The sequence below is a fragment of the Jiella mangrovi genome, from assembly GCF_017815135.1.
GTDB lineage: Bacteria > Pseudomonadota > Alphaproteobacteria > Rhizobiales > Rhizobiaceae > Jiella > Jiella mangrovi.
On the sequence record NZ_JAGJCF010000023.1, the window covers coordinates 43,055 to 64,364 of the forward strand.

Genomic DNA, 21,310 nt, shown 5'->3' on the forward strand with positions numbered 1-21,310 from the left:
AGGCTCACCGCCCCTCGCGATACCAGGTGGCCGACAGCGCCAGCAACAGGACGGCAAGGCCCAGAAAGCCACCGAAAAGCGGGGTGCGATCGACGCCGCGCAGGATCGTCTCGTCGGTGGTCTTCAGACCGATCCAGTCGCGGCCGTTGCCATCCGCCCGGCCGCTGATCGGGACGATGCGCGGAACGGATACGTCACTGCTTCCCGACGTGCCGATCCGCCTGACGCTGCCGCGGGTGGCGTCGGCGATCGGCTGCAGCTTGTCGGTCGTCGAGATCGCCTCGCGATACTCGCGCGGATTGACCGGGCCGACCGTTCCAAGGGCGCGCAGATCGCCATTGGCGGCTTGGAACAGACCCATCTCGTCGGTTTTGAGAACACCCTCCCAGATGCCGGGACTGATATTGCGCAAGGGCAGGGTCTCGGCCTTGCCGGAGGGCGTGATGACCGTCGCTGGACCCGGATCGTCGCCGATCGTCTGGCGAGTGACGACGAGGTCGGAGCCCCGCGCTTCCGCGTCGAGCGCCTCTTCTTCGAGCTCCGGCTCCTTCATCAGCCAGTGCGCCACACGGCGGAACAGCGCCACATGCGGCCCGCCGCCCTCGAAGCCGCGCGACCACAGCCATTCCTGGTCGGACAACAGCAGCGCGATCCGCCCCTCGCCGACACGATCGAGAACGAGGAGCGGCTTTCCGTCGGGCCCGGTCATCACCGTTTCGCCCTTGGGATCGGTGACATCGATCGATCGGAACCAGGGGCTCCAGCCGGGCGGCTCGGTGTTGGAGCCGGGCAGGTTGCGCGTGACGGGGTGTTTCTTTCCCAGATCCGAGACCTGGGGATAATAGGCCTTCTCCTCGATCTGGCCGGTCGGCAGAGCCGGCAGGATCCACTGCAGGGGTGTCTGTGCGATCGACTCGTTGCCGGAATATTCCGGCCCCGCCGCGATCAGCATGGCGCCGCCATTTTCGACATACTGGGCGATGTAGTCGAAATAGAGCGAAGGCAGGACGCCGCGCTCTTGATAGCGGTCGAAGATGATCAGGTCGAAATCCTTGATCTTCTCGACGAACAGCTCGCGGGTCGGAAAGGCGATGAGCGACAATTCGTCGATCGGCGTGCCATCCTGCTTCTCGGGCGGACGCAGGATGGTGAAATGCACGAGATCGACGATGGCGTCGGATTTCAGCAAGTTGCGCCAGGTTCTTTCGCCGGCATGCGGCTCGCCCGAGACGAGAAGAACGCGCAGATTCTCGCGGATACCGTCGACGACGGCGATTGCCTTGTTGTTGACGCCGGTGATTTCGCGGTCGTCTCTGGCAACGCTCAATTCGATGATGTTCTTGCCGGCCCGCGGCAGGCTGAAACTGATCGATTCATCCTCACCCGGCGTCGCCTGCTGGCGGGTGACGAGGTCGCCGTTGAGGAAAACCTGAACCGGCACCGGCGTCGTGCCGGCATTGGCGCCGTCCTCGATCACCCGGTAGGTGAGCCTCTGGTCTTCGTCGACGAGGCCAAAACGCGGACTGTTGGTGATCTCGATCCGTCGATCGAACTCGCCGTCATGGCCGGTGACGAGCCCGTGGAGCGGCGCATCGAAGCCGAGCTTGGCGGCGGCGTCCGGAATGTCGTGGACCTCCCCGTCCGTGAGCATGATCGCGCCGGCCACTCGACCGGGCGCGACGTCCTTCAGGGAATCCGACAGGGCGCCGAACAAGGCGGTCGTCGCATCGCTCGACGGCGTGCCGGCGGATTTCGCCTCGACGGTCCGGACCTCGAATTCCGGGAAGCGGGCGAGGCTGGCTTTCAGCGCGGCTTCCGCCTTGTCGGTCTGGGCCGTGCGCTCGCCGATCGACTGGCTCTGGCTGCGGTCGACGACGAGCGAGACGACGCTCTTCATCGGGTCGCGCTCTTCGCGCAGCATCACCGGATTGGCGAGCGCCAGGATCAGGGCCGCGATCGCCAGGATGCGCACGAGGGCACCGGGCGTTCTGGCAACGAGAAGCACCAGCGCGAGAACTGCCGCGGGAACGGCAAGAACGGCAAGGACGACCCAGGAGAAGAACGGATCGAAGGCGATGGACCAGGTCATTGGCCAAGCCTTTCCAGAAGGGCGGGAACGTGGACCTGATCGGCCTTGTAGTTGCCGGTGAGGACGTACATCACGATGTTGACCCCCGCGCGATAGGCGTATTCCCGCTGGTAGGGGTCGGAGGAATCGGTCGGATAGAGGAACAGGCCCTTGTCATCGACCGCCCAGGCGCCCGCGAAATCGTTCGACGTGATCATGATCGAGGAGACGCCGTCGCCGCCTCTGGCCGGGCGGGCGGTGCCGCTCGCGTCGGGCACCATGGATTCGACCCACAGCGGCGAATCCGAGTGAAGGCCGGGAAACGACGAAAGAATGTAGAAGGCCTTGGTCAGGACATGGTCCGAGGGAACCGGCTCCAGCGGGGGAATGTCGAGATCGCCGAGAATGTCACGAAGTCGGCGCTGGCCGGGTGAAACCGTTCCCGAAAGCGATGAAAGCGCGTCGTCATTGACGTCGAAGAGCACAGTCCCGCCCTGCTTCATATAGGCGTCGATACGGCTGATGGCATCGGGCGTCGGCATCGGATCGCCGGCGTCGATCGGCCAGTAGAGCAGGGGATAGAAGGACAACTCGTCGGTGGCGATATCGACACCCATCGGCTTGCCTGGCTCGAGCGCGGTCTTGGCGGCGATATATTGCGACAGGCCGCGAAGACCGTTGAGCGAACGTTCGTCGAGTGCATCGTCGCCGGTTTCGACATAGGCCAGATGGGTCTCGGCCGTCGCCTCGATCGCCTTCTGGACGTCGAACTGTGGGGACTGCTCGATCGTCTGGGCGCGCGCCGCCGCCGCCTGGAGAAAGGCAAAGGCCGCGGCGGTGCCGATCAGGGCGAGGAAGACGATCGACACGGCCGTCCCCGCCGGGCGGCCGGACAGGCGCCCCTTGAAGCGGGCGAGGCCGCCATTCAGCCAGAGCATGGCGAAGGCATCGAGCGCGAAAAGCACAAGGGCGGCGGCGAAGAGCCAGGGCCTGAGGTCGGTGCTGTCCTCGTTCGCATAGGGACGCTGATCGGCGGCGGCGCCAAAATCGAGAGCCGGCAACGCCGCGAGCCGCGCCGAGGGGCTGAAAAGATTGTGCGCGACATAGCCGTCTTCGCTGCCGTAAAGGCCCGGCGGGTTCTTCAGATCGACGGGCGCCGGCTGATCGGCGGCGAGGACCAGTGGCTGGGCCTCCGGGCCGGGTGAGACGAGCCGGCCGGTGCCGTCGAGCAGGCGGTAGGGCGGCAGGCTCTCGGCTGCCGACTGCCCGTCGCGGGCGCCACCATTGGCGCGTGAGAGGCTGACGATGCGGCGCAGCATGGAGACGAAGGCACCCGAGATCGGCAGGTTGGACCAGGTCGCCTCGGCGGTGACGTGGAACAGGACGATGGTGCCGGCCCCCTGGCTTCGGGCGGTGACGAGGGGTGTGCCGTCGGCAAGGCTTGCCCAGGTGTGATCGGCGAGATCGGCCGAGGGCTCGGCCAGGATCTGCCGCGACACCGTCACGTCCTCCGGCACGGCAATGCCGGCAAAGGGAGAGGTCTCGCTCATGGGCGCGAGCTTTTGCGGCTCCGACCAGGACATCGCCCCGCCGAGCTGGCGCTCGCCGGCTCGAAGGCGCACCGGCACCAGCGGGTCTTCGCCGGTGGTCGCGGCAAGGCGGGGGCCGGCGAAGCGGACGAGATAGCCGCCATTTTCGACGAATTTTTCAAGGCCCGTGCGCGCCTCTTCCGGCAGGACGCCGATATCGGCGAGGATGACGACCGAGGGCTTGCGCTCGAGAAGCTCCGGGATCGCCTTGGCGAGATCGGCGGTCGAGGGGCGAACGAGGTCGGCAAAGGGGCCGAGGGCGCGGGAGATGTAATAAAGCGGCGACAGGAGCGGCTGCGCTGCATCCGCCGATTCGCCGGACACGAGGGCGACGCGCCGGCGCCGGAAGGAATCGTCGAGGAGCCGGACAGCGCCGGCGGTCGACGCGCCCTCGACTTCGATCCGGGCAATGTCGTTTCGCATCTCCACCGGCACCTGGAAGCGCGCCTCCCCGGTGCCATCGCTGCCGGAAAAGTCGATCGGCGCCGAGCCGATCTCTCGCGATTGCGCGTCTCTGGCGACGAGGTTGAATGCGCCGCCCGCAAGGCCGGCCGGCCGGACGGCCGAGACGACCAGAGCCTCGGTCGAATTGTCGGCATTGGTGATGCCGACGACATTGTCGAGCGAGGGCTCGTAGACGATCGTCTGGGTCGGGGTCAGCGCGGCGAGGGTGCTTGCGGCTTCCGCCGCGTCCGTGCTGTCGAGCCCGTCCGAGAGGAAGACGAGCGAACCGGGCCGCTCGCCTTCGAGCGCCGTCGCGATCCGGCGCGCGGCTGCGAGGCGGTTGGTCGGAACCGGACGCGGCTGGCTCGCGGCAAGCCGTTCCAGCGCGCCGGCGGCCTCGACGGGGGAGGCGTCGTCATCGGCGCCTTCGGCCGAAAACGCCATTACCACCGGCCGGCCCGCATCGCCCGCCTGGCGGATGATCTCCTCCGCCGAGCGGCGCCGCTGATCGTAGTCGGCGCCCGATGCCCAGCCATTGTCGACGAGAATGGCCAAGGGGCCGGAGCCGGAGATGAGCGTGGTGCTCGGATTGAGGGTCGGTGCCGCCAGAGCGAGGATGACGAGCGTCGCCAGAAGAAGCCGCAGCAGCGTCAGCCACCAGGGACTCTTCGACGGTGTTTCCTCGCTTTTCAGCACCCGTTGCAGGATCCGCAGCGGCGGAAACGCCTCGACCTGCGGGCGCGGCGGCGTCAGCTTCAGGAGCCACCAGATGACCGGCAGCGCCAGAAGGCCTGCGAGAACGAAGGGAGCCCCAAAGCTCAGCGCAAGTCCACCGATCACGAGCGTTGCCCCGCAGACTGCGGAACGCCGGACAGGCGCGTATGCAGCGCGACCAGAGCCTCCGATGCGAGCCGGTCCGTGCGATGGAAGATGAAGCTCCAGCCCAGGCGGCGGCAATGTTCCGAGAGGATCTCACGCCGCGCCGTGTAGAGCTCGGTATACTCCTGCTTCAAGGTTTCGGCGCGCCCGGCGGTCAGGCGGCCGCCGCCCTCCGGATCGCGAAATTCGGTGCGTCCGGCATAGGGAAAGGTCTCCTCGGCCGGATCGGCGACCATGACGAGATGGCCGCGAATGCCGCGCCGGCCGACCTTGTCGACATAGGCGAGGATGTCGTCGAGCGGGTCGAGGCAGTCGCTGACCATGACGATCTCCGAGAAACGGCGCAGTCTGTCGTCCGGCGGAAAGCGTGTGTCCGGGCGTTCGTTGAGCAGGGCCGCGGCCACCCTTTCGGCCGCGTTGCGCGCGGAGACCGGCTCGACGACGCCGGGATAGCCGATCCGCTCGCCGGAGCGCGACAGAAGCTCGGCCAGTGCAAGAACGAGAACGAGGGCCCGGGACTCCTTGGAGACCTGAGCCGCGCCCGACTGGTAGCGCATCGACGGCGACGGATCGGCCCAGAGCCAGACCGTGTGGGCGGCTTCCCACTCGCGGTCGCGCAGATAGACGTGATCGTCGCGGGCCGAGCGCCGCCAGTCGATCCGCGAGACCTGCTCGCCATCGACGAAGGGCCTGAACTGCCAGAAGTTCTCGCCGATGCCGCGGCGCCTGCGACCGTGCCAGCCGGCGATCACCGTCGAGACGATACGCCGGGCCTCGACGAGGAGATCGGGGAGCAGGACCGCGCGCTGCCGGGCGCGAACCAGCGCGTCGGAGGAATTGGTGAGGTCGACGGTGGAGCCGATCGGCATCAAGCCCGCTCCTGAATCATGCGACGTCGCGCTTGAGCGTAGCAATCACGTCGCGCACGCTCATGCCCTCGGCCCTGGCGGCGAAGTTGAGCGCCATGCGGTGCTGGAGGATCGGCTCGGCCAGTGCCAGGACGTCGTCGATGGACGGGGCGAACCGGCCTTCGTAAAGAGCGCGCGCACGTACGCAGGTCATCAGCGACTGAGACGCACGGGGGCCCGGACCCCAGGCGATGTGGTCGTCCGCCTCCTTGTGTCCGCCGCCGGGACGGGCTGAGCGCACGAGGGACAGGATCGCCTCGACGACGCTTTCGGGCACCGGCATGCGTCTCACCAGCCCCTGGATCTCGCGCAGGCGATCGGCCGTGAGCACCGGATCGGCGCGGTCTTCGCCGCCGCCGGTTTCGAGCAGGATGCGGCGCTCGGAGGCGAGATCGGGATAGTGAACGTCCACCTGCATCAGGAAGCGGTCGAGCTGCGCCTCCGGCAGGGGGTAGGTGCCTTCCTGTTCCAGCGGATTCTGGGTGGCGAGCACATGGAACGGCGCCGGCAGGTCATAGCGCTCGCCGGCCACGGTGACGTGATATTCCTGCATCGCCTGGAGAAGCGCCGACTGCGTGCGCGGCGAGGCACGGTTGATCTCGTCGGCCATCAGAAGCTGGGCGAAGACCGGGCCCTTCACATAGCGGAAGGAGCGGCGGCCGGTCTCGTCCTGATCCATCACCTCGGTGCCGATGATGTCGGAGGGCATCAGATCGGGCGTGAACTGGATGCGCCGCGCATCGAGCCCCATGGCGATGCCGAGCGTATCGACGAGCTTGGTCTTGGCAAGGCCCGGCACGCCGACGAGAAGCGCATGGCCGCCGGCGAGGATGGCGATCACCGTCTGCTCGACGACGCTCTCCTGGCCGAAGATGACCTTGCCGATGGATGCCTTCACCCGTGCGATGTCGGCAAGGGCTGCCTCCGCGAGCGAGACGATGGCCTCTTCGCTCAAGGTCGATTCCTGCGGCGTGAGTATCGTCATATCGGGTATCTCCAATGCCGGAACCGGATTTTGCCGCCGCCTGCCGACTCACGGGCCCCGAAAGCAGCGTACGGGATCGAACGGTCTGATCAATCAATACGATCGGGTTTCCCGGTGGCAAGCGCCGAATGTCCAACTATTTCGTGAGGACGAAGGCAGGCGAAAATGAGACCGGCCACAATCCCGGCAGCTATCGCCGGCAAAACGGAAACCATGATCGATCAACCATCCAAACAGACGGTGAGCCTCGAAGCGCTGGTGTCGCGGGCCGAACGGGCCGGCCGCGGAGCGCCGCCCGTCGAGCGCTGGAACCCGGATTTCTGCGGCGAGATCGACATGGTGATCAGGGCCGACGGAACCTGGTTCTACAACGGAACGCCGATTCGCCGGGAGGCGCTGAAGCGGCTGTTCTCGTCGGTGCTGCGCAAGGACGATGACGGCCGGACCTATCTGGTCACGCCCGTCGAAAAGCTCGCCATCACCGTCGAGGACGCGCCTTTCGTCGCGGTGGAGATGAGCCGCGAGGCGACCGACACCGGGCAGACACTGACCTTTCGCACCGACACCGGCGACGTCGTCAGCGCGGGGCCGGACCATCCGATCCGCTTCGCGAGCGACCCAGACGGCGCGTTTCGCCCCTATCTCCTCGTTCGCGGACGGCTGGAAGCTGCGCTCACGCGCTCGCTGGCCTTCGATCTGGCCGAATTGCTGGAAGAAGACGAGGCGGGGTTCTTCCTCGTTTCGAATGGAGCGCGCTTTGCCGTGCCCGAAGGTGCCGCGTGAGCGATATCGACGCGTCAATGCTGACGGCGGACGATCTTCGCAGGAGGATGCTGGCGGTGCGCGAGCGGCGCGGCGACGGGGCGTTGTCCGCTCCGGAGGCGGCCGGCGAATATGGCGACCATCGGCTGAACCCCGATCTTCTGGCCGAGATGAAGCAGGCGGAGACCCGTGAGGCCGCCGTGCTCGTGCCGGTGGTCGATCGCGCGGACGCCGCGACGGTCATTCTGACGACGCGCACGAGGTCGCTGCGCAAGCATTCCGGCCAGATCGCCTTTCCCGGCGGCGCGGTCGACGAGGACGATCGCTCGCCCGAAGACGCGGCGATGCGCGAGGCCTTCGAGGAGGTGGCGCTTGATCCGGGCTTCGTCGAGCCGATCGGCCGCCTGCCGCGCTATCTGACGACCACGGGGTTTCGCATCACGCCGGTCGTCGCCATCGTGCGACCCGGTTTCCAGCTGAAAGCCAATCCCGGCGAGGTCGAGGACGTCTTCGAAGTGCCGCTCGGCTTTCTCATGGATGCGGCCAATCACCGCCAGGAGAGCCGGGAATTCCGTGGCCTTCAGCGCCATTACTACACGATGCCCTATGGCGAGCGCTTCATCTGGGGCGTGACCGCGGGCATTCTTCGAACACTTTACGAACGGTATTACGCATGACCAGGATTTCCGCCGACTGGCTGAAGAACGAAACGCTGCAGGCGCTGCTCGCCGCGCTTTCGGATGGGGGCGAGGAGGCGCGGGTCGTCGGTGGGGCGGTGCGCAACACGCTGATGGATCGCCCCGTCACCGACATCGACATCGCCACGACGACGCTGCCCGAAGAGACCATCCGACGGGCCGAGGCGATCGGGCTGAAGGCCGTGCCGACCGGGATCGAGCACGGAACCATCACCGTCGTCGCCGACGGCCGGCCCTACGAGGTGACGACGCTGCGCCGCGACATCGAGACCGACGGGCGGCACGCGGTCGTGACCTTCGGCCGGGACTGGCAGGCCGATGCCGAGCGGCGGGACTTCACGATCAACGCCCTTTACGCCGATGCGAAGGGTGACGTCCTCGATCTCGTCGGCGGGGTGGCCGACATCGAGCGCGGCAATCTGCGCTTCATCGGCGACGCCGAGCAGCGGATCCTCGAGGACCGGCTGCGGATCCTGCGCTTCTTCCGGTTCTTCGCCTGGTATGGAACCGGGCGGCCGGAGGCGGACGGTCTGCGAGCCGTCACGCGACTGCGCGACGGATTGACCGAGCTGTCCGCCGAGCGTGTCTGGAACGAGATGCGCAAGCTGCTCGCAGCCCCTGATCCCTCGCGCGCGCTCTTGTGGATGCGTCAGACCCGGGCGCTGACGGTCGTCCTGCCCGAAAGCGAGAAATGGGGGATAGACGAGATCCACGGGCTGGTCGCGGCCGAGCAGGCGAGGGGCTGGATGCCGGATGCAATGCTGCGTCTGATGGCGATCGTTCCACCCGATCCCGCCCGTCTGAGCGAGCTTTCCAGGCGCCTGAAGCTCGCCAATCAGGAACGCGACCGACTGCTCGGTTTTGCCAACGAGCCGCCGCCGCCCGAAGAGGAAACCGAGCGAACCCTCAGAGCCCGGCTTTACTTCGGCAACCGCCAGGCAAGCGAGGACGTCTTGCGGCTGGCGCTTGCCAAGGCGCAGGCGAAGGTCGGGCAGGATCTGGCGGCGCTCGACCGGGTGGCGAAGCTCTCGGCGCGGCTCGAGATCACCGAAACGTTTGTCCCGCCGCGGTTTCCGATCAGTGGCGACGGTCTCAAACAGCGGGGGCATGCCGCAGGACCGCATCTCGGCCAGGAAATCGACAGGCTGAAACGAATCTGGGCGGAAAGCGGGTTTTCGCTGACGGCCGACGAGCTTCTCGCAAAGAGCAGCACCGCGGAAGACCGGAATTAGACGCGACTTGCGAGATGTCGTCGGCGCCTGGGGCACCGACATCTCATCGTTTCAGCAGACCCGATACAAAAACGGCGGCACCTCGATGATGCCGCCGCTCGATCAGCCGTGGATGCGGGTGATCAGGCCGCGCGGTCGGCCGTTTCCGGCCGCTCGATCATCTTTTCGCGCATCGAATCCAGCATCGAGGGGGTAACCCGCTCGATGCCGAGCGCGTTGGCCTGGGCGACGGCGCGGCGAATGACGCCGGCCGGGCTGTCGGCACGGATCACGCGCTCACATCCGGGAAATACGGTGCTGCAATCAAGTTCGTACATGGTGCTCCTCCCAGTTTGTTACTTTCATTAATATGGGGGGAGAACGCGGCAAAATATATAGCGGTTCAATTTTTGTGTGAAAATTTTTCAATCGAATCAATAAGTCACGGCCATTTAACTATCGGCGGCATGGATGAAAGGATCGACTGGACGTTGCCTCCGGTCTTGAGTCCGAACAGCGTGCCGCGATCGTAGAGCAGGTTATATTCGACGTAGCGCCCGCGCCGGATCAGCTGTTCTTCCCGATCTTCCTCGGTGAAAGGCAAGGGCGCGTTCTGCCGGACGATGTGGGGGTAGACGACCAGGAATGCCTTGCCGACATCCCGGGTGAAGGCGAAGTCCTCATCCCAGCCGCCGGCATCGTCGGCCGAGTGCAGCCAATCGTAGAAGATGCCGCCGACGCCGCGCGATTCCTGGCGGTGGGGCAGATAGAAATATTCGTCGCACCATTCCTTGAGCTTTTGATAGTCGGCGACGCGGCGATGCCGATCGCAGACGAATTTCAGGGCCCGGTGGAAGGCGACGGTATCGGCATCGTCCTCCTTGCGGCGACGATCGAGGGTCGGGGTGAGATCCGCACCGCCGCCGAACCACTGGCGCGTCGTGACGACCATGCGGGTGTTCATGTGCACGGCGGGAACGTTCGGATTGCGCAGATGGGCGATCAGCGAAATCCCGGACGCCCAGAATTCGGGATCGTCCTCGGCGCCGGGGATCTGCTTGCGAAACTCGGGCGAGAATTCGCCGTGAACCGTCGAAACGTGCACGCCGACCTTCTCGAACAGACGCCCATGCATCATCGACATGACGCCGCCGCCGCCATCGCCGTCGCGAGACCATTCGGTCCGCTCGAAACGGCCGGGCTGGTCCGAGAACTCGTGGCCGAACTCGTCTTCCAGCTTCTCGAAGGCGTCGCAGATGCGGTCCCGCAGCGCTTCGAACCACGCCCGCGCCATCGCCTTCTTGTGTTCGATGTCCTCGGGCAGTCCAGTCGGCAGATCAGGTCGTTCCATCTTCGGCTCTATCTGTTCTCCCCGGACAGGCGACATCGCGGTGGCCGGGGCTGACGCTTTCGGAACAAAGGCTGGCCGCGACCGCGCCCGGCAATCACGCCGGTGCTCTGCAGCGCAACACCCATACCCGATCCGTCCGATTCGTTATTTCGCCGGATTCACACTATCTTGCGCGGAGATCGAGACAAACCCGCTTTTGACCGGAGTCCCCATGTCCTCGCTTCGAAGGCCACCGCTCGACGGGTTGAAGCGGCAGCTGCGCCGAAACCGCGATGATAAGCCGCAAGGCTCCGGTCGCGGCAGCGACAGTTTCGTGCGCGAGACCTACACGCTGGAGCGCGGCGAGGCGCGCTCAAAGGCGCGCGAATGGTTTGAACGATACCCGAAGGCGGCCTACTGGACGCAGGTGGAGAGCTGGCGCCAGCTGCCGGGCGACCGGATCGAGTTTACGATGCGCCGACTGCCGAGCGCCGATTGAGGGGCGTCACGCCGCAGCGCCCGATCGTATCGGCGCGGCACTGGAACCCCGCGCGTTGCGAAGGCGGGGCGATGCAGACATCATTCGGAATTCGAGACGTGACGTGCACCGCATGACCGGCATCGGCCGGCCTTTCCAGATTCAGTGTCCAGATTCAGTCGCGTGACCGTCAGGCCGAGTCTTACCGGGCGCTTGTGTTCGACGGCTCGATCGCAAAGGGTGAAAGCGCAGCCATTCGAGACAGAGGCACCGTCTTCTTCCATGGCGAGTGCGTCCCCGCGATTTCAACAGGCGGCACGACGCGTGCCTCGCCCCGGTCGCCGAACACGGAACCGCGAGGCCGTCAGGCGTAGGCGGCGGCGAAGGCGCCTTCACGTCGGAAGGATGCACGATCCTGCTCGGGAAAGCGCCAGGGCTTTGCCCGCTCGAGGGTCAGCTCGGTCAGGCGCGCCAGACGCTGCTTGCCGTCGGCCTTCAGCATCGACAAAACCTTCGCCTCGTCCGGGAAGGCGGACTGGATCGCATCGAGCCAGATCGTCCGGCCGGCGAGGAAGCCCTGAGCGCCTGCAGCATAAGCATAGGTCAGGACGCGACCGAACTGATCCGGTGTCACGCCGCCCGACAGGAGCACCCAGGGAATGCCGGCTGTCCGGCAGATCGAGCCGACGGTTTCGAACTCGGCGGCAGCGGCCTTGGATTCGGGTGTGTCGGAGTAGTCCGGCAGCTGTGAGCCGGGCAGGGGCGTCTCGAGCTTGTAGAGATCGACGCCGTATTCCGGCTTGGCGAACTCCCGAACGCTTTCGATGACGAGTTCGGCGCGCTTGTCCGGCGATTCCACGTAATCGGTGGTGTGATCGGCGCTATCGGGAAACGGATAGACGAGGAGCTCGAGGACGAAGGGAATGTCGTGGCGGCGACACTCGGCCCCGACGGTGCGGACATAGTCCTTCTGATGTTCGAGCACTTCAGGGGAGGCGTCGGGCCGATACCAGGCGAGCACCTTGACCGCGTCGCCGCCGATGCGGCGGATCTTCTCGACCGTCCAGTTGTCGATCGAGCGCGAGAAGCGGCCGCCGGGTGTATCGACGAAGCGATGTTCCTCCAGCGTCACGATCAGCCCCGTGCGGGCCGGCAGGATGTCGAGGGCTGCCGGCACGGCGAAATTGGGATCGAGCAGCATCGAGCTGGCATCTGCGGCGAGCGCCTGCACCAGCATCCGTTTTGCGGCCAGCATGTCGGCAAAGGACACCTCGTCCTGCGCAATCCCCTTGGCCTTGGCGATCGCTGCGATCAGCGGCGGTCGCTGATCGAGCGCGACCATGGTGAAATGGCCGTCGTCATCGGCAAGGCGGGTCAGGCCGCGCAGTTTTCCGATCGTCGTCATGAGTGGGTTCTCCAGAATGACAGGCTTGCTTGAAGGGTGGGAATTCCGCTGCGACCGTCGGGGCGCGTGCATTTGAGGGCCGCGACGGCGGAGGCGAAGGTCATGGCCTCGGCCGTCGGCGCCTGCCGCGCGATCGCGTAGGCATAAGCGCCGTGGAAAACGTCGCCCGCGCCGGTGGTATCGACCGCCTCGATCGCAAAGGCGCTGGCGTGGCGGATGTCTCCGCCTTCGATTGAGATGGCGCCGGCCTCGCCGAGGGTGACGGCCGTGACCGCGCAACCGTGGCGCTCGGCGACCTCGCGCAGGCCGGCTTCGTCGGCACGGCCCGCATAGGCCGCAAGCGCCGGCTCGGAAAAGATCGCGTGGTCGGTGAGAGGCAAGAGCGCGTCGAAGACGTCGTCCGTCGCGACGTCGCCATCGAGAATGGTTGGTATGTTGAGGTCGCGGCAGGCTGCAAAGGCCGCGTGCGCGCCCTCCGGCCAGCGCGGATCGCAAAGCACCGCGCCGAGACCGGCAAATGCGGAAGAAGGCAGCCAGTCGGCCTCCACCGGTAGCGCGGCACCGCGAAAATTCGCGATCTGCCGCTCGCCATTTCTGCCGACGAAGATGCCGGAGATCGAGGATCGCGCGTCCTCGAACAGCTTGAAATGCGTGACATCGACGCCTTCCGCCGAAAGCTCGGCGCGCATCATTTCGCCTTCGCGGTCCGCGCCGGCTCGTCCGATGAAGGACGCGGCGCCGCCGAGACGGGCGACGGTGACCGCCGCCGTCGCGGCCATGCCGCCGCCCTTCACCGCGAAGTCACCGGCGCGAACCTTCGCGCTCCCACGGCCGGGCAGCTCGTCGACGACAAAGATGTAGTCGAGAGCCGACAGCCCGAGACAGGCGACGCGGGCTTGCCCATGCGCCCATGTGGGAGCGTCACCGATCATAGGCCGGCGACGCAGACATATTTCGTCTCGAGATACTCCTCGATCCCGTATTTCGATCCTTCGCGGCCGAGACCGGACTGCTTGAAGCCGCCAAACGGCGCCATCTCGTTGGCGATCAGCCCCGAATTGACGCCGACGATGCCACTCTCCAGAGCTTCGGCGACCCGGAAGGTGCGGGCGAGATCCTTCGTGTAGAAATAAGCCGCGAGCCCGAATTCGGTATCGTTGGCCATTTCGATCACGTCGCTTTCGCTGGAGAAGGCGATGACCGGCGCGAGCGGCGCGAAGGTCTCCTCATGGGCGAGCTTCATCGTCTGCTTCACGTTGGAAATCACCGTCGGCTCGAAGAAGGTCCCGCCGAGCGCGTGGCGCTTGCCGCCGGTGACGAGCTCGGCGCCGTTGTCGAGAGCATCCTTCAGATGCTCCTCCATCTTGGCGACGGCGGCGTCGTCGATCAGCGGACCCTGGGTGACACCGTCCTCTTCGCCGCGTCCGACCTTGAGGCGATCGGCTTCCACCGCGAGCTTCCTGGCGAAATCCGCAGCGATACTCTCATGGACGTAGATGCGGTTGGCGCAGACGCAGGTCTGGCCGGAATTGCGGAACTTGGCGATCATCGCGCCTGCGACGGCGGCGTCGATATCGGCATCCTCGAAGACGATGAACGGCGCGTTGCCGCCGAGCTCCAGCGACAGCCGCTTGATGGTGTCGGCACCCTGGCGCATCAGCCAGCGGCCGACCTCGGTCGAGCCCGTGAAACTGATCTTGGCGACCTTCGGATTCGTGCAGAACTCCTCGCCGATCATCGACGCCTTGCCGGTGACGACCTGGAAGACGCCGGCGGAGATCCCGGCGCGTTCGGCCAGAACGCCGAGCGACAGCGCCGAGAGCGGGGTCTGCGAGGCCGGCTTGACGATGATCGTGCAGCCCGCCGCGAGCGCAGGGCCCGCCTTCCGGGTAATCATGCCATTGGGGAAATTCCACGGCGTGATGGCCGCGCAGACGCCGACCGGCTGCTTCATGACGAGCACCCGGCGGTCGTTGCCGGGCGGCGGGACGATGTCGCCATAGACCCGCTTGGCTTCCTCGGCGAACCATTCGAGATAGGCCGCATTGGCGACGATCTCGCCCTTGGCCTCGGCCAGAGGCTTGCCCTGTTCGGCCGTCAGGATCCTGGCGAGGTCGTCGGCGTTCTCGAGGATCAGCTCGTACCACCGACGGATCAGCGCCGAGCGCTCCTTCGCCGTCTTTGCGGCCCAGTCCTTCTGTGCGCTTTCGGCGGCGTCGATCGCCTCGCGGAGCGTCTCTTTGCCGAGGCTCGGGACGGTACCGACGAGCGATCCGTCGGCAGGATTGGTCACGGCGATGCCAGTGTCGCCCCCTGCCTCGATCCAGCGTCCAGCGACGAGGCAGGACTTCGTGAAGAGCGACGAGTCCTTCAGACCTTCGATTGGCATTGTGTCTGTTCCTTTTTGCATTTGTCGGTGAGTCGTCCGGTTCGCAGTCTGAGCGATGTCGCTCTTAAGAAAACGTCCACGATCCATCGCGGACGGGAAAGACCCGCGCCTCAATGGGGTCAGTGGATGATCGCGCCGGAGGCGGTCTCGAAGAGATGCGCCTTGCCGGGCACCGGCGCGAGCGGCACGACGTCGCCGGGCCGGGGGCGGCGATCCGGCTCGACGCGGGCGATCGCCTTCGTTCCCGCGACCGTGAAGTGGATGAGCGTATCTGAGCCGAGGGGCTCGACCAGCTCGACATTCGCCATCAGCGAGGCCTCGTCTTTCGGCACGACCGCAAGATGCTCCGGCCGCACGCCGAGGGTCGCCGAGCCCTTTTCGGGAACGCGGCGTGCAAGGTCGGCCGTGCCCGGCAGGGTGTGGCCGTCGCTCAAGGCCAGGCGCTCGCCTTCGACGGTGACCGGCATGAAGTTCATCGAGGGCGACCCGATGAAACTCGCGACGAACTGGTTCGCGGGCGTCTCGTAGACTTCTTCCGGGGTTCCGACCTGCTGGATCACACCGGACTTCATGACGACGATCCGGTCCGCCATGGTCATCGCCTCGATCTGGTCGTGGGTGACGAAGACCATGGTGGTGCGCAGTGTCTGGGAGAGGGCCTTGATCTCGGTGCGCACCTGCGCCCGCAATTTGGCGTCGAGATTGGACAGGGGCTCGTCGAACAGGAAGACCTGCGGATCGCGGACGATCGCCCGTCCCATCGCGACACGCTGGCGCTGACCGCCCGAGAGCGCTTTCGGGCGACGGTCGAGATACGGATCGATGTCGAGGAGTTTCGCCGCCTGCTGGACGCGGGTCGCGATCTCATCGCCCGCCATGCCGCGCATCTCCAGCGCGAATGCCATGTTCTGGCGCACCGTCATATGCGGGTAGAGCGCGTAATCCTGAAAGACCATGGCGATGTCGCGCTGCGAGGGGGGAACGGTGTTGACCTTGCGATCGCCGATGAAGAGATCGCCGCCATCGATGGTCTCGAGACCGGCGAGGACGCGCAGCAGTGTTGACTTGCCGCAACCGGACGGGCCGACGAGCACGACGAATTCATGGTCGGCGATCTGAAGGTCGATGCCGGGAATGACGGTGAGGTCGCCATATTTCTTGACCAGCTTCTGCATGTGGATCGAGGCCATCACGGCGCCTCCCAGAAGGCCAGAACCGGCTTGATGGTCTCTCCGGCGGCAAAGCGGGCGAATTTTTCCGGCAATGCGTCGAGCCCGAACGCCTCGTCGACGAGGCGGCGATAGCGCTCCTTGTTGGCGCGCAGGAGTTCGACATTGGGTTCGAAGTCGGATTTGGGGAAATAGAAGGTCCGCAGCATCGCGAAATCCTTTCGTCGGAAGACCTTGTCCTCGGTAATCGTCCAGGGCGCCGCATTTTCGCCGACGAGGACGATGACCCCTTTCGGCAGGACGAGTTCGATCGCAAGATTTCGTGCGGCATGGGCACCCGAGCACTCGACGATCAGCGAGAAGCGCTTGTCGCGAGAGCCGACGGCAGAAGCGATTGCGCCGAATTCCTCGGCGATCTTGAGCCGCTCCGCATTCGGATCGGACACATAAACTTCGTCGTAGCCGAGCGCCTTCAGGGCGAGGACGACGCCAAGGCCGACAGGCCCGGCACCGGTGACGAGGACGCTGCGGCCGGCCTTGCGCGGCAGGAAGCGTTCGGCTTCACGCACGGCGTGGGCGGAGGTGCCGATCGTGTCGAGGAGGAGGGGGCCGAGATCGTCGTCGATGTCGTCGGGAACGGGCAAGAGGCAGTTGTCGGGCACGGCGACGAACTCGCAATAGCCGCCGTCCCGGTTCCAGCCGATGAGCGAGGAGACCTCGATGCACATCTGGGTGTCGCCCGCTTCGCAAGCTTCGCAGTGGCCGCAATGGGTCGGGATGTAGACGGCGCAGCGGCTGCCGTCCAAGGCGTGGCCCGGCTGTTCGACGCGCCCGAAGATCTCGTGACCGGCGATGAATTCGGCGCCCTTGTGCCAGAGCTTGAAGTCCGAGCCGCAGAGCGCTGTCCTCAGGACGCGAACCAGCGCCTCTCCGGGCCCGGGCTTCGGCATCTCGACAGAGGTGATGGCGATGACGTCGTCGCCCTTGAAGTCGGCGGCGCGCATGTGGTCGTTGGTCGTCATCGGGGATCAGCCTTTCACGGCGCCAAGCGTCAGGCCGGAGATCAGCCAGCGCTGGACGACGAAGGAGAGGGCGAGCGGCGGCAGCGCGATCAGGGTCGCCGCGGCCATCAGGCCGCCCCAGTTGGTGGAGCCCTCGCCGATGAAGTTGAAGGAAGCCGCGATCAGCGTCTTGGTGTCGGAGTTCGACAGGACGAGCGCGAACAGGAAGTAGTTCCAGGAAAACACGAAAGCGAGAATCGCGGAGACTGCGAGGCCCGAGACGACGAGCGGCAGCGCGATGCGCCAGAAGATGCGCACCGGATTGCAGCCGTCCACCTGTGCCGCCTCGAAGACGCTGCGCGGGATGTTGTCGAAGAAGGGAAGCAGGACCCAGATGACGATCGGCATGGTGATCACGGCGTGGGTCAGGATCAGCGCGCTGTAGGTGCCGATCATGTCGAACTGCCGGAACATCACGTACCATGGCAGCAGGAAGAGCGTTCCCGGCGCCATGCGGGCGACGAGCGTGACGATTGCCGGCCAGGTGATCCGCGTCCAGGAGACGACGAAGGCGGCTGGCGCGCCGAGCAGCATGCCGAGCGCCGTCGAGCCGATCGTCACGATCAGCGAGTTGATGCCGAACTGCAGGAACGGCGTCGTTTGCGACAGCGAGCGGTAGTTGTCGAGCGTCGGCTGGAAGAAGATCGTCGGTGGATAGGCCGTGACCTCGTAGCTCTGCTTGAAGGAGGACAGCACCATCCAGGCGACCGGCGCCAGCACCGCGATGCCGGCGGCGACGAGCAGGACGACGTCGAGGACGGCGATCAGCCGGTCCGAGGGTCGGTTGGCGAGCGATGACATGGCGTTACCAGGCGACGATGTGACGAAGGCGGTTGAGGGCGAGGGTGACACCGAGGACGATGACCGAGAGCGTCACCATCAGCGCGCTCGCATAGCCGAGCTGGAAGAACTCGAAGCCGGTGCGAAAGCCGTAGATGTTGAGGGTCAGCGAGGCATTGGCGGGTCCGCCCTGGGTGGTGATGTAGATGAGATCGAAGAACCGCAGGAGATCGACCGAGCGCAGCACCATGGCGGTGACGAGCGTCGGCAGAAGCAGCGGCAGGGTGATGCGCCACAGCCGTTTCCAGCCCGAGGCGCCGTCGATCTCCGCCGCCTCGTAGACGGAGGGCGGAAGCGACTGCAGACCGCCCAGAACGATCAGCGCGACATAGGGGCTCCACTGCCAAGTATCGATCAGCGCCAGCGTCGGCACCACCCATTGCGGCGAGGCGAGCCATTCGGAGGGCGGCAGGCCGAGAGACGTCAGGATGTAGTTCGCGGCCCCGAGCGAAGGGTCGAGAATGACCAGCCACATCATCCCGGCGACGACCGGTGGCAGCATGAAGGGCGAAATGAACAGGGAGCGGACGAAGCCCGGCAGGCGCTTGGCACGGAACATCAGGAGCGCGAGAGCCGTGCCGAAGAACAGCTGCAGGACGAGCGACAGAATGTAAAGATAGAAGGTGATGACGACGCCGTTCCAGAAGCTCTCGTCGTTCACCATCCGCGTGTAGTTGCCGGCGCCGATGAACCGCGTCGTGCCGGTCGAGCTGAACGCCTCGAAGCTGAGATACAGCGTATAGGCGACCGGAAACGCGATCATCGCAACGGTGAAGAGGACGGCCGGCGCTCCGAGCGCTCCGAGTTGGCCCTTGGACGTCTGCATTTCGTCTTATCCCGCCAGAAAGCCGCCATCGACGGCGTAGACCGCGCCGGTCACGTAGGAAGCGGCGGGCATTGCAAGATAGGCAACCGTTCCCGCGACATCCTCGGGCTGGCCCCAACGCTTGAAGGCGGTTCGGTCGGCGATCTTCTGATAGTGGCCGAGATCCCTGCGGCCCTCGGCATTGATGTTCGTCTCGATGAAGCCCGGCGCCACCGCGTTGACGCGAATGCCCTCGGCCGCCCAGGCCAGCGCCAGCGAGCGCGTGAGCATGACGACGCCGCCCTTGGAGGCGCAGTAGCCCGGCAGTCGGGGCAGGGCCGCAAAAGCATTCATCGATGCGATGTTGACGATCGAGCCCTTTCGCGAGGCAAGGCCTGGCTTGAAGGCAAGGCAGGCCGACATCGTGCCGACGAGATTGACCTCCAGCACCTGCCGGAAGACGTCGATCGAAAATTCCTCGTCGCGTCTGAGGATGCCGGCGCAGTTGACCAGGAGATCGACCGGGCCGACGTCCTGCGCATAGGCCTCGACGGCGGCGTTGTCGGTCACGTCGAGCACTGAGAGCTCAGTTTCGGCCGGGGCGTCGCAGGCCCGGATTTCCGCGTCGCTGATGCCTGTCGCGTGGATCTTCGCCCCGAGGGCGTGAAGTTGTCGCAGGATCGCGAGCCCGATGCCGCCGGCTCCGCCGATGACCACGGCCCGAAACCCGGCCGCCAGGGCGAAATTATTCATGACGCAGGATCCCATGCCGCATTTCAAAACGTGTCCGGCCGAACGCCGGATACGCCGGGAGGTGCGGTCGCCAGACGGGAAGCGGCGACCGCAACGTTCGAGCGCGCTCTATTGGCGCGCGATCAGCCCATCGAGTGCTTCGTCGGCGGCCTTGCAGGCGGTATCGACATCGGCCTCGCCGAGCAGGATCTGGTCGACGGCCTGGCCGATATATTCACGCGATTCCGGGTTCTCGACGATCGGGAACCCGACTTCGGACGTGCCGGTCTTGGCCAGTTCGTCGAGCGTCTTCTGCCACTGCTGGCGGAGCGGCTGCTCCTCGAGCCATGCCTTATATTGCGGGTCTTGCGAGACAGACTGGCGTGGGGGGGCGATGCCTTCGAGGGCAAGCTCTGCCTGCATTTTCGGGCTCGTCGCCCACTGCAGGAAATACCAGGCCGCGTCTTTGTGGTCGGAGAAGGCCGAGATCGTCAGCGCCCAGCCGATGGTCGTCGGCACCGATCCGCCATCACCCTTCGGCAACGGCACGATCGCCGTGTCCTTGAGCCTTGCGCCGCCTTCCATCACCGAGGGGAACTCGTTGGAGGACTGAAAGCTCATCGCCGAGCGGCCGGCACGGTAGAGCGAGGTGAGCTGATAGAAGGAGTAGTTCACGACCCCCGGAGGGCCATAGTCCTTCAGGAGATTGGCGTAGGCCTGAAGGGCCGCCTTGCCCTCGGGCGAACAGAGGTTCGACTTGCCGTCCTTCATGTATTCCCCGCCCATATTGTGCAGGAAATTCGAGAAGGTGTAGGGCAAGGCCGGCTTCAGGCCGCGCGAGGCGAAAGGCGTGATCGAGCTGTCGCATTTCTTGATCGTCTGCGCCGCGCTCTGGATGTCGGCGATGGTCTTCGGCGGCTCGACATTGCACTTCTTGAAGATGTCGGTCCGGTAGTAGAGGACCGGTCCCTCGATGTTGAGCGGCAGGCCTGTGAGGATGCCGTCGAACCGCGCCGCGTCCACCAGCGCTTTTCCCAGCCCGTCGAAGTCATAGTCGCTCGATACGCTGTCCTTCACGAACGGCGTCAGGTCCGTGTACCAGCCGGCCGCCGCATACTGCCTGCCCTCGCGGGAGGGCAGCGTCATGAAGACGTCGACCTCGTCGGAGCGGGCGTTGAGGACGGTCAGCAGACGCTGGCGCATCTGCTGCTCCTGATAGCTGTCGACCTTGAGCTTGATGCCGGTGAGCGCCGTGAACTCGTCCTGATGCTTCAGGATCGCGCTTGCCACCGGGTTGTTGTTGGCGAGGAAGGTGATCGTCTCGCCTTTGTGAGCCTTCCAGTCGAATCCCTGGGCGAGGGCCGATCCGGCTGTCGTGGACAGCGCCAACGCCGCCACAATGCCGCCGACCAGGGTGAGCTTGCGTGATGCCATGGTTTCCTCCCGTTGCATCGAACAGCCTCGGCATCCTCCTCGATCCGGGCTATTGTTTTGTAACCGGTTACATACGCCCGACGAATCAACGTCGTCAACGCTGTCATCGATGAATCGCGGCAA

Annotated in this window: 19 protein-coding genes; 4 read left to right on the forward strand and 15 right to left on the reverse strand. The window is 65.6% G+C overall.

All coding sequences use genetic code 11. The features are described 5' to 3' along the window. Positions 1-4: 4 nt before the first annotated feature. The 4 genes from J6595_RS20705 to J6595_RS20720 are packed head-to-tail and all read right to left on the reverse strand — an operon-like array spanning position 5 to position 6,873. The gene (locus J6595_RS20705) at positions 5-2,089 is read right to left on the reverse strand and encodes a hypothetical protein (RefSeq protein WP_209597329.1); all 2,085 of its coding nucleotides are present in this window, start codon (positions 2,087-2,089) and stop codon (positions 5-7) included. After that, a complete protein-coding gene (locus J6595_RS20710) occupies positions 2,086-4,938 on the reverse strand; it encodes a DUF4159 domain-containing protein (protein WP_209597381.1) in 2,853 nt (950 codons plus the stop codon). The genes J6595_RS20705 and J6595_RS20710 overlap by 4 nt, the downstream gene beginning before the upstream one ends. Next, positions 4,938-5,852 (reverse strand): DUF58 domain-containing protein, encoded by a 915-nt coding sequence (locus J6595_RS20715; protein WP_425342191.1) that lies wholly within the window; start codon positions 5,850-5,852, stop codon positions 4,938-4,940. Before J6595_RS20715 ends, J6595_RS20710 begins: the two co-directional genes overlap by 1 nt. Before the next feature lie 13 nt (positions 5,853-5,865). Further along, entirely contained in the window at positions 5,866-6,873 is a 1,008-nt protein-coding gene (locus tag J6595_RS20720) for an AAA family ATPase (protein WP_209597333.1), read from the reverse strand. Positions 6,874-7,086: 213 nt separating this feature from the next. Between J6595_RS20720 and J6595_RS20725 the strand changes: the two genes are divergently transcribed. The 3 genes from J6595_RS20725 to J6595_RS20735 are packed head-to-tail and all read left to right on the forward strand — an operon-like array spanning position 7,087 to position 9,565. Further along, positions 7,087-7,656, forward strand: coding sequence for a DUF1285 domain-containing protein (locus tag J6595_RS20725; RefSeq protein WP_245198957.1), 570 nt, complete (start codon positions 7,087-7,089; stop codon positions 7,654-7,656). A gap of 5 nt (positions 7,657-7,661) precedes the next feature. Continuing rightward, positions 7,662-8,312: a CoA pyrophosphatase gene (locus J6595_RS20730; RefSeq protein WP_425342194.1), complete on the forward strand. Its 651-nt coding sequence runs from the start codon at positions 7,662-7,664 to the stop codon at positions 8,310-8,312. Further along, positions 8,309-9,565: a CCA tRNA nucleotidyltransferase gene (locus J6595_RS20735; protein WP_209597337.1), complete on the forward strand. Its 1,257-nt coding sequence runs from the start codon at positions 8,309-8,311 to the stop codon at positions 9,563-9,565. Before J6595_RS20730 ends, J6595_RS20735 begins: the two co-directional genes overlap by 4 nt. Positions 9,566-9,687: 122 nt before the next feature. Here the strand turns inward: J6595_RS20735 and J6595_RS20740 are convergent, their stop codons facing one another. Together J6595_RS20740 and hemF are read right to left on the reverse strand one after the other, a co-directional pair. Then, complete coding sequence (locus J6595_RS20740; protein ID WP_209597339.1) at positions 9,688-9,882, reverse strand: DUF1059 domain-containing protein; 195 nt, start codon at positions 9,880-9,882, stop codon at positions 9,688-9,690. Positions 9,883-9,986: 104 nt separating this feature from the next. Further along, entirely contained in the window at positions 9,987-10,895 is a 909-nt protein-coding gene (hemF, locus tag J6595_RS20745; RefSeq protein ID WP_209597341.1) for an oxygen-dependent coproporphyrinogen oxidase, read from the reverse strand. A gap of 211 nt (positions 10,896-11,106) precedes the next feature. Between hemF and J6595_RS20750 the strand changes: the two genes are divergently transcribed. Then, the gene (locus J6595_RS20750) at positions 11,107-11,373 is read left to right on the forward strand and encodes a hypothetical protein (RefSeq protein ID WP_209597343.1); all 267 of its coding nucleotides are present in this window, start codon (positions 11,107-11,109) and stop codon (positions 11,371-11,373) included. Between the two features lie 343 nt (positions 11,374-11,716). On the opposite strand, the gene J6595_RS20755 is transcribed toward J6595_RS20750, so the two are convergent. The 9 genes from J6595_RS20755 to J6595_RS20795 form a co-directional block, all read right to left on the reverse strand. Further along, positions 11,717-12,757: a tagatose 1,6-diphosphate aldolase gene (locus J6595_RS20755; RefSeq protein ID WP_209597345.1), complete on the reverse strand. Its 1,041-nt coding sequence runs from the start codon at positions 12,755-12,757 to the stop codon at positions 11,717-11,719. Continuing rightward, entirely contained in the window at positions 12,754-13,689 is a 936-nt protein-coding gene (locus J6595_RS20760; RefSeq protein WP_209597347.1) for a PfkB family carbohydrate kinase, read from the reverse strand. The genes J6595_RS20755 and J6595_RS20760 overlap by 4 nt, the downstream gene beginning before the upstream one ends. After that, positions 13,686-15,146: an NAD-dependent succinate-semialdehyde dehydrogenase gene (locus J6595_RS20765; RefSeq protein ID WP_209597349.1), complete on the reverse strand. Its 1,461-nt coding sequence runs from the start codon at positions 15,144-15,146 to the stop codon at positions 13,686-13,688. The genes J6595_RS20760 and J6595_RS20765 overlap by 4 nt, the downstream gene beginning before the upstream one ends. Before the next feature lie 119 nt (positions 15,147-15,265). Continuing rightward, positions 15,266-16,336 (reverse strand): ABC transporter ATP-binding protein, encoded by a 1,071-nt coding sequence (locus tag J6595_RS20770; RefSeq protein WP_209597351.1) that lies wholly within the window; start codon positions 16,334-16,336, stop codon positions 15,266-15,268. Beyond that, positions 16,336-17,337, reverse strand: coding sequence for an alcohol dehydrogenase catalytic domain-containing protein (locus J6595_RS20775; RefSeq protein WP_245198959.1), 1,002 nt, complete (start codon positions 17,335-17,337; stop codon positions 16,336-16,338). Before J6595_RS20775 ends, J6595_RS20770 begins: the two co-directional genes overlap by 1 nt. Positions 17,338-17,343: 6 nt before the next feature. After that, positions 17,344-18,177 (reverse strand): carbohydrate ABC transporter permease, encoded by an 834-nt coding sequence (locus J6595_RS20780; protein WP_209597353.1) that lies wholly within the window; start codon positions 18,175-18,177, stop codon positions 17,344-17,346. Positions 18,178-18,181: 4 nt separating this feature from the next. Beyond that, a complete protein-coding gene (locus tag J6595_RS20785; protein WP_209597355.1) occupies positions 18,182-19,042 on the reverse strand; it encodes a carbohydrate ABC transporter permease in 861 nt (286 codons plus the stop codon). A gap of 6 nt (positions 19,043-19,048) precedes the next feature. Then, the gene (locus J6595_RS20790; RefSeq protein WP_245198961.1) at positions 19,049-19,774 is read right to left on the reverse strand and encodes an SDR family NAD(P)-dependent oxidoreductase; all 726 of its coding nucleotides are present in this window, start codon (positions 19,772-19,774) and stop codon (positions 19,049-19,051) included. A gap of 108 nt (positions 19,775-19,882) precedes the next feature. Further along, on the reverse strand, positions 19,883-21,187 hold the full coding sequence (locus tag J6595_RS20795) for an ABC transporter substrate-binding protein (protein WP_209597359.1): 1,305 nt from the start codon (positions 21,185-21,187) through the stop codon (positions 19,883-19,885). Positions 21,188-21,310 lie beyond the last annotated feature (123 nt).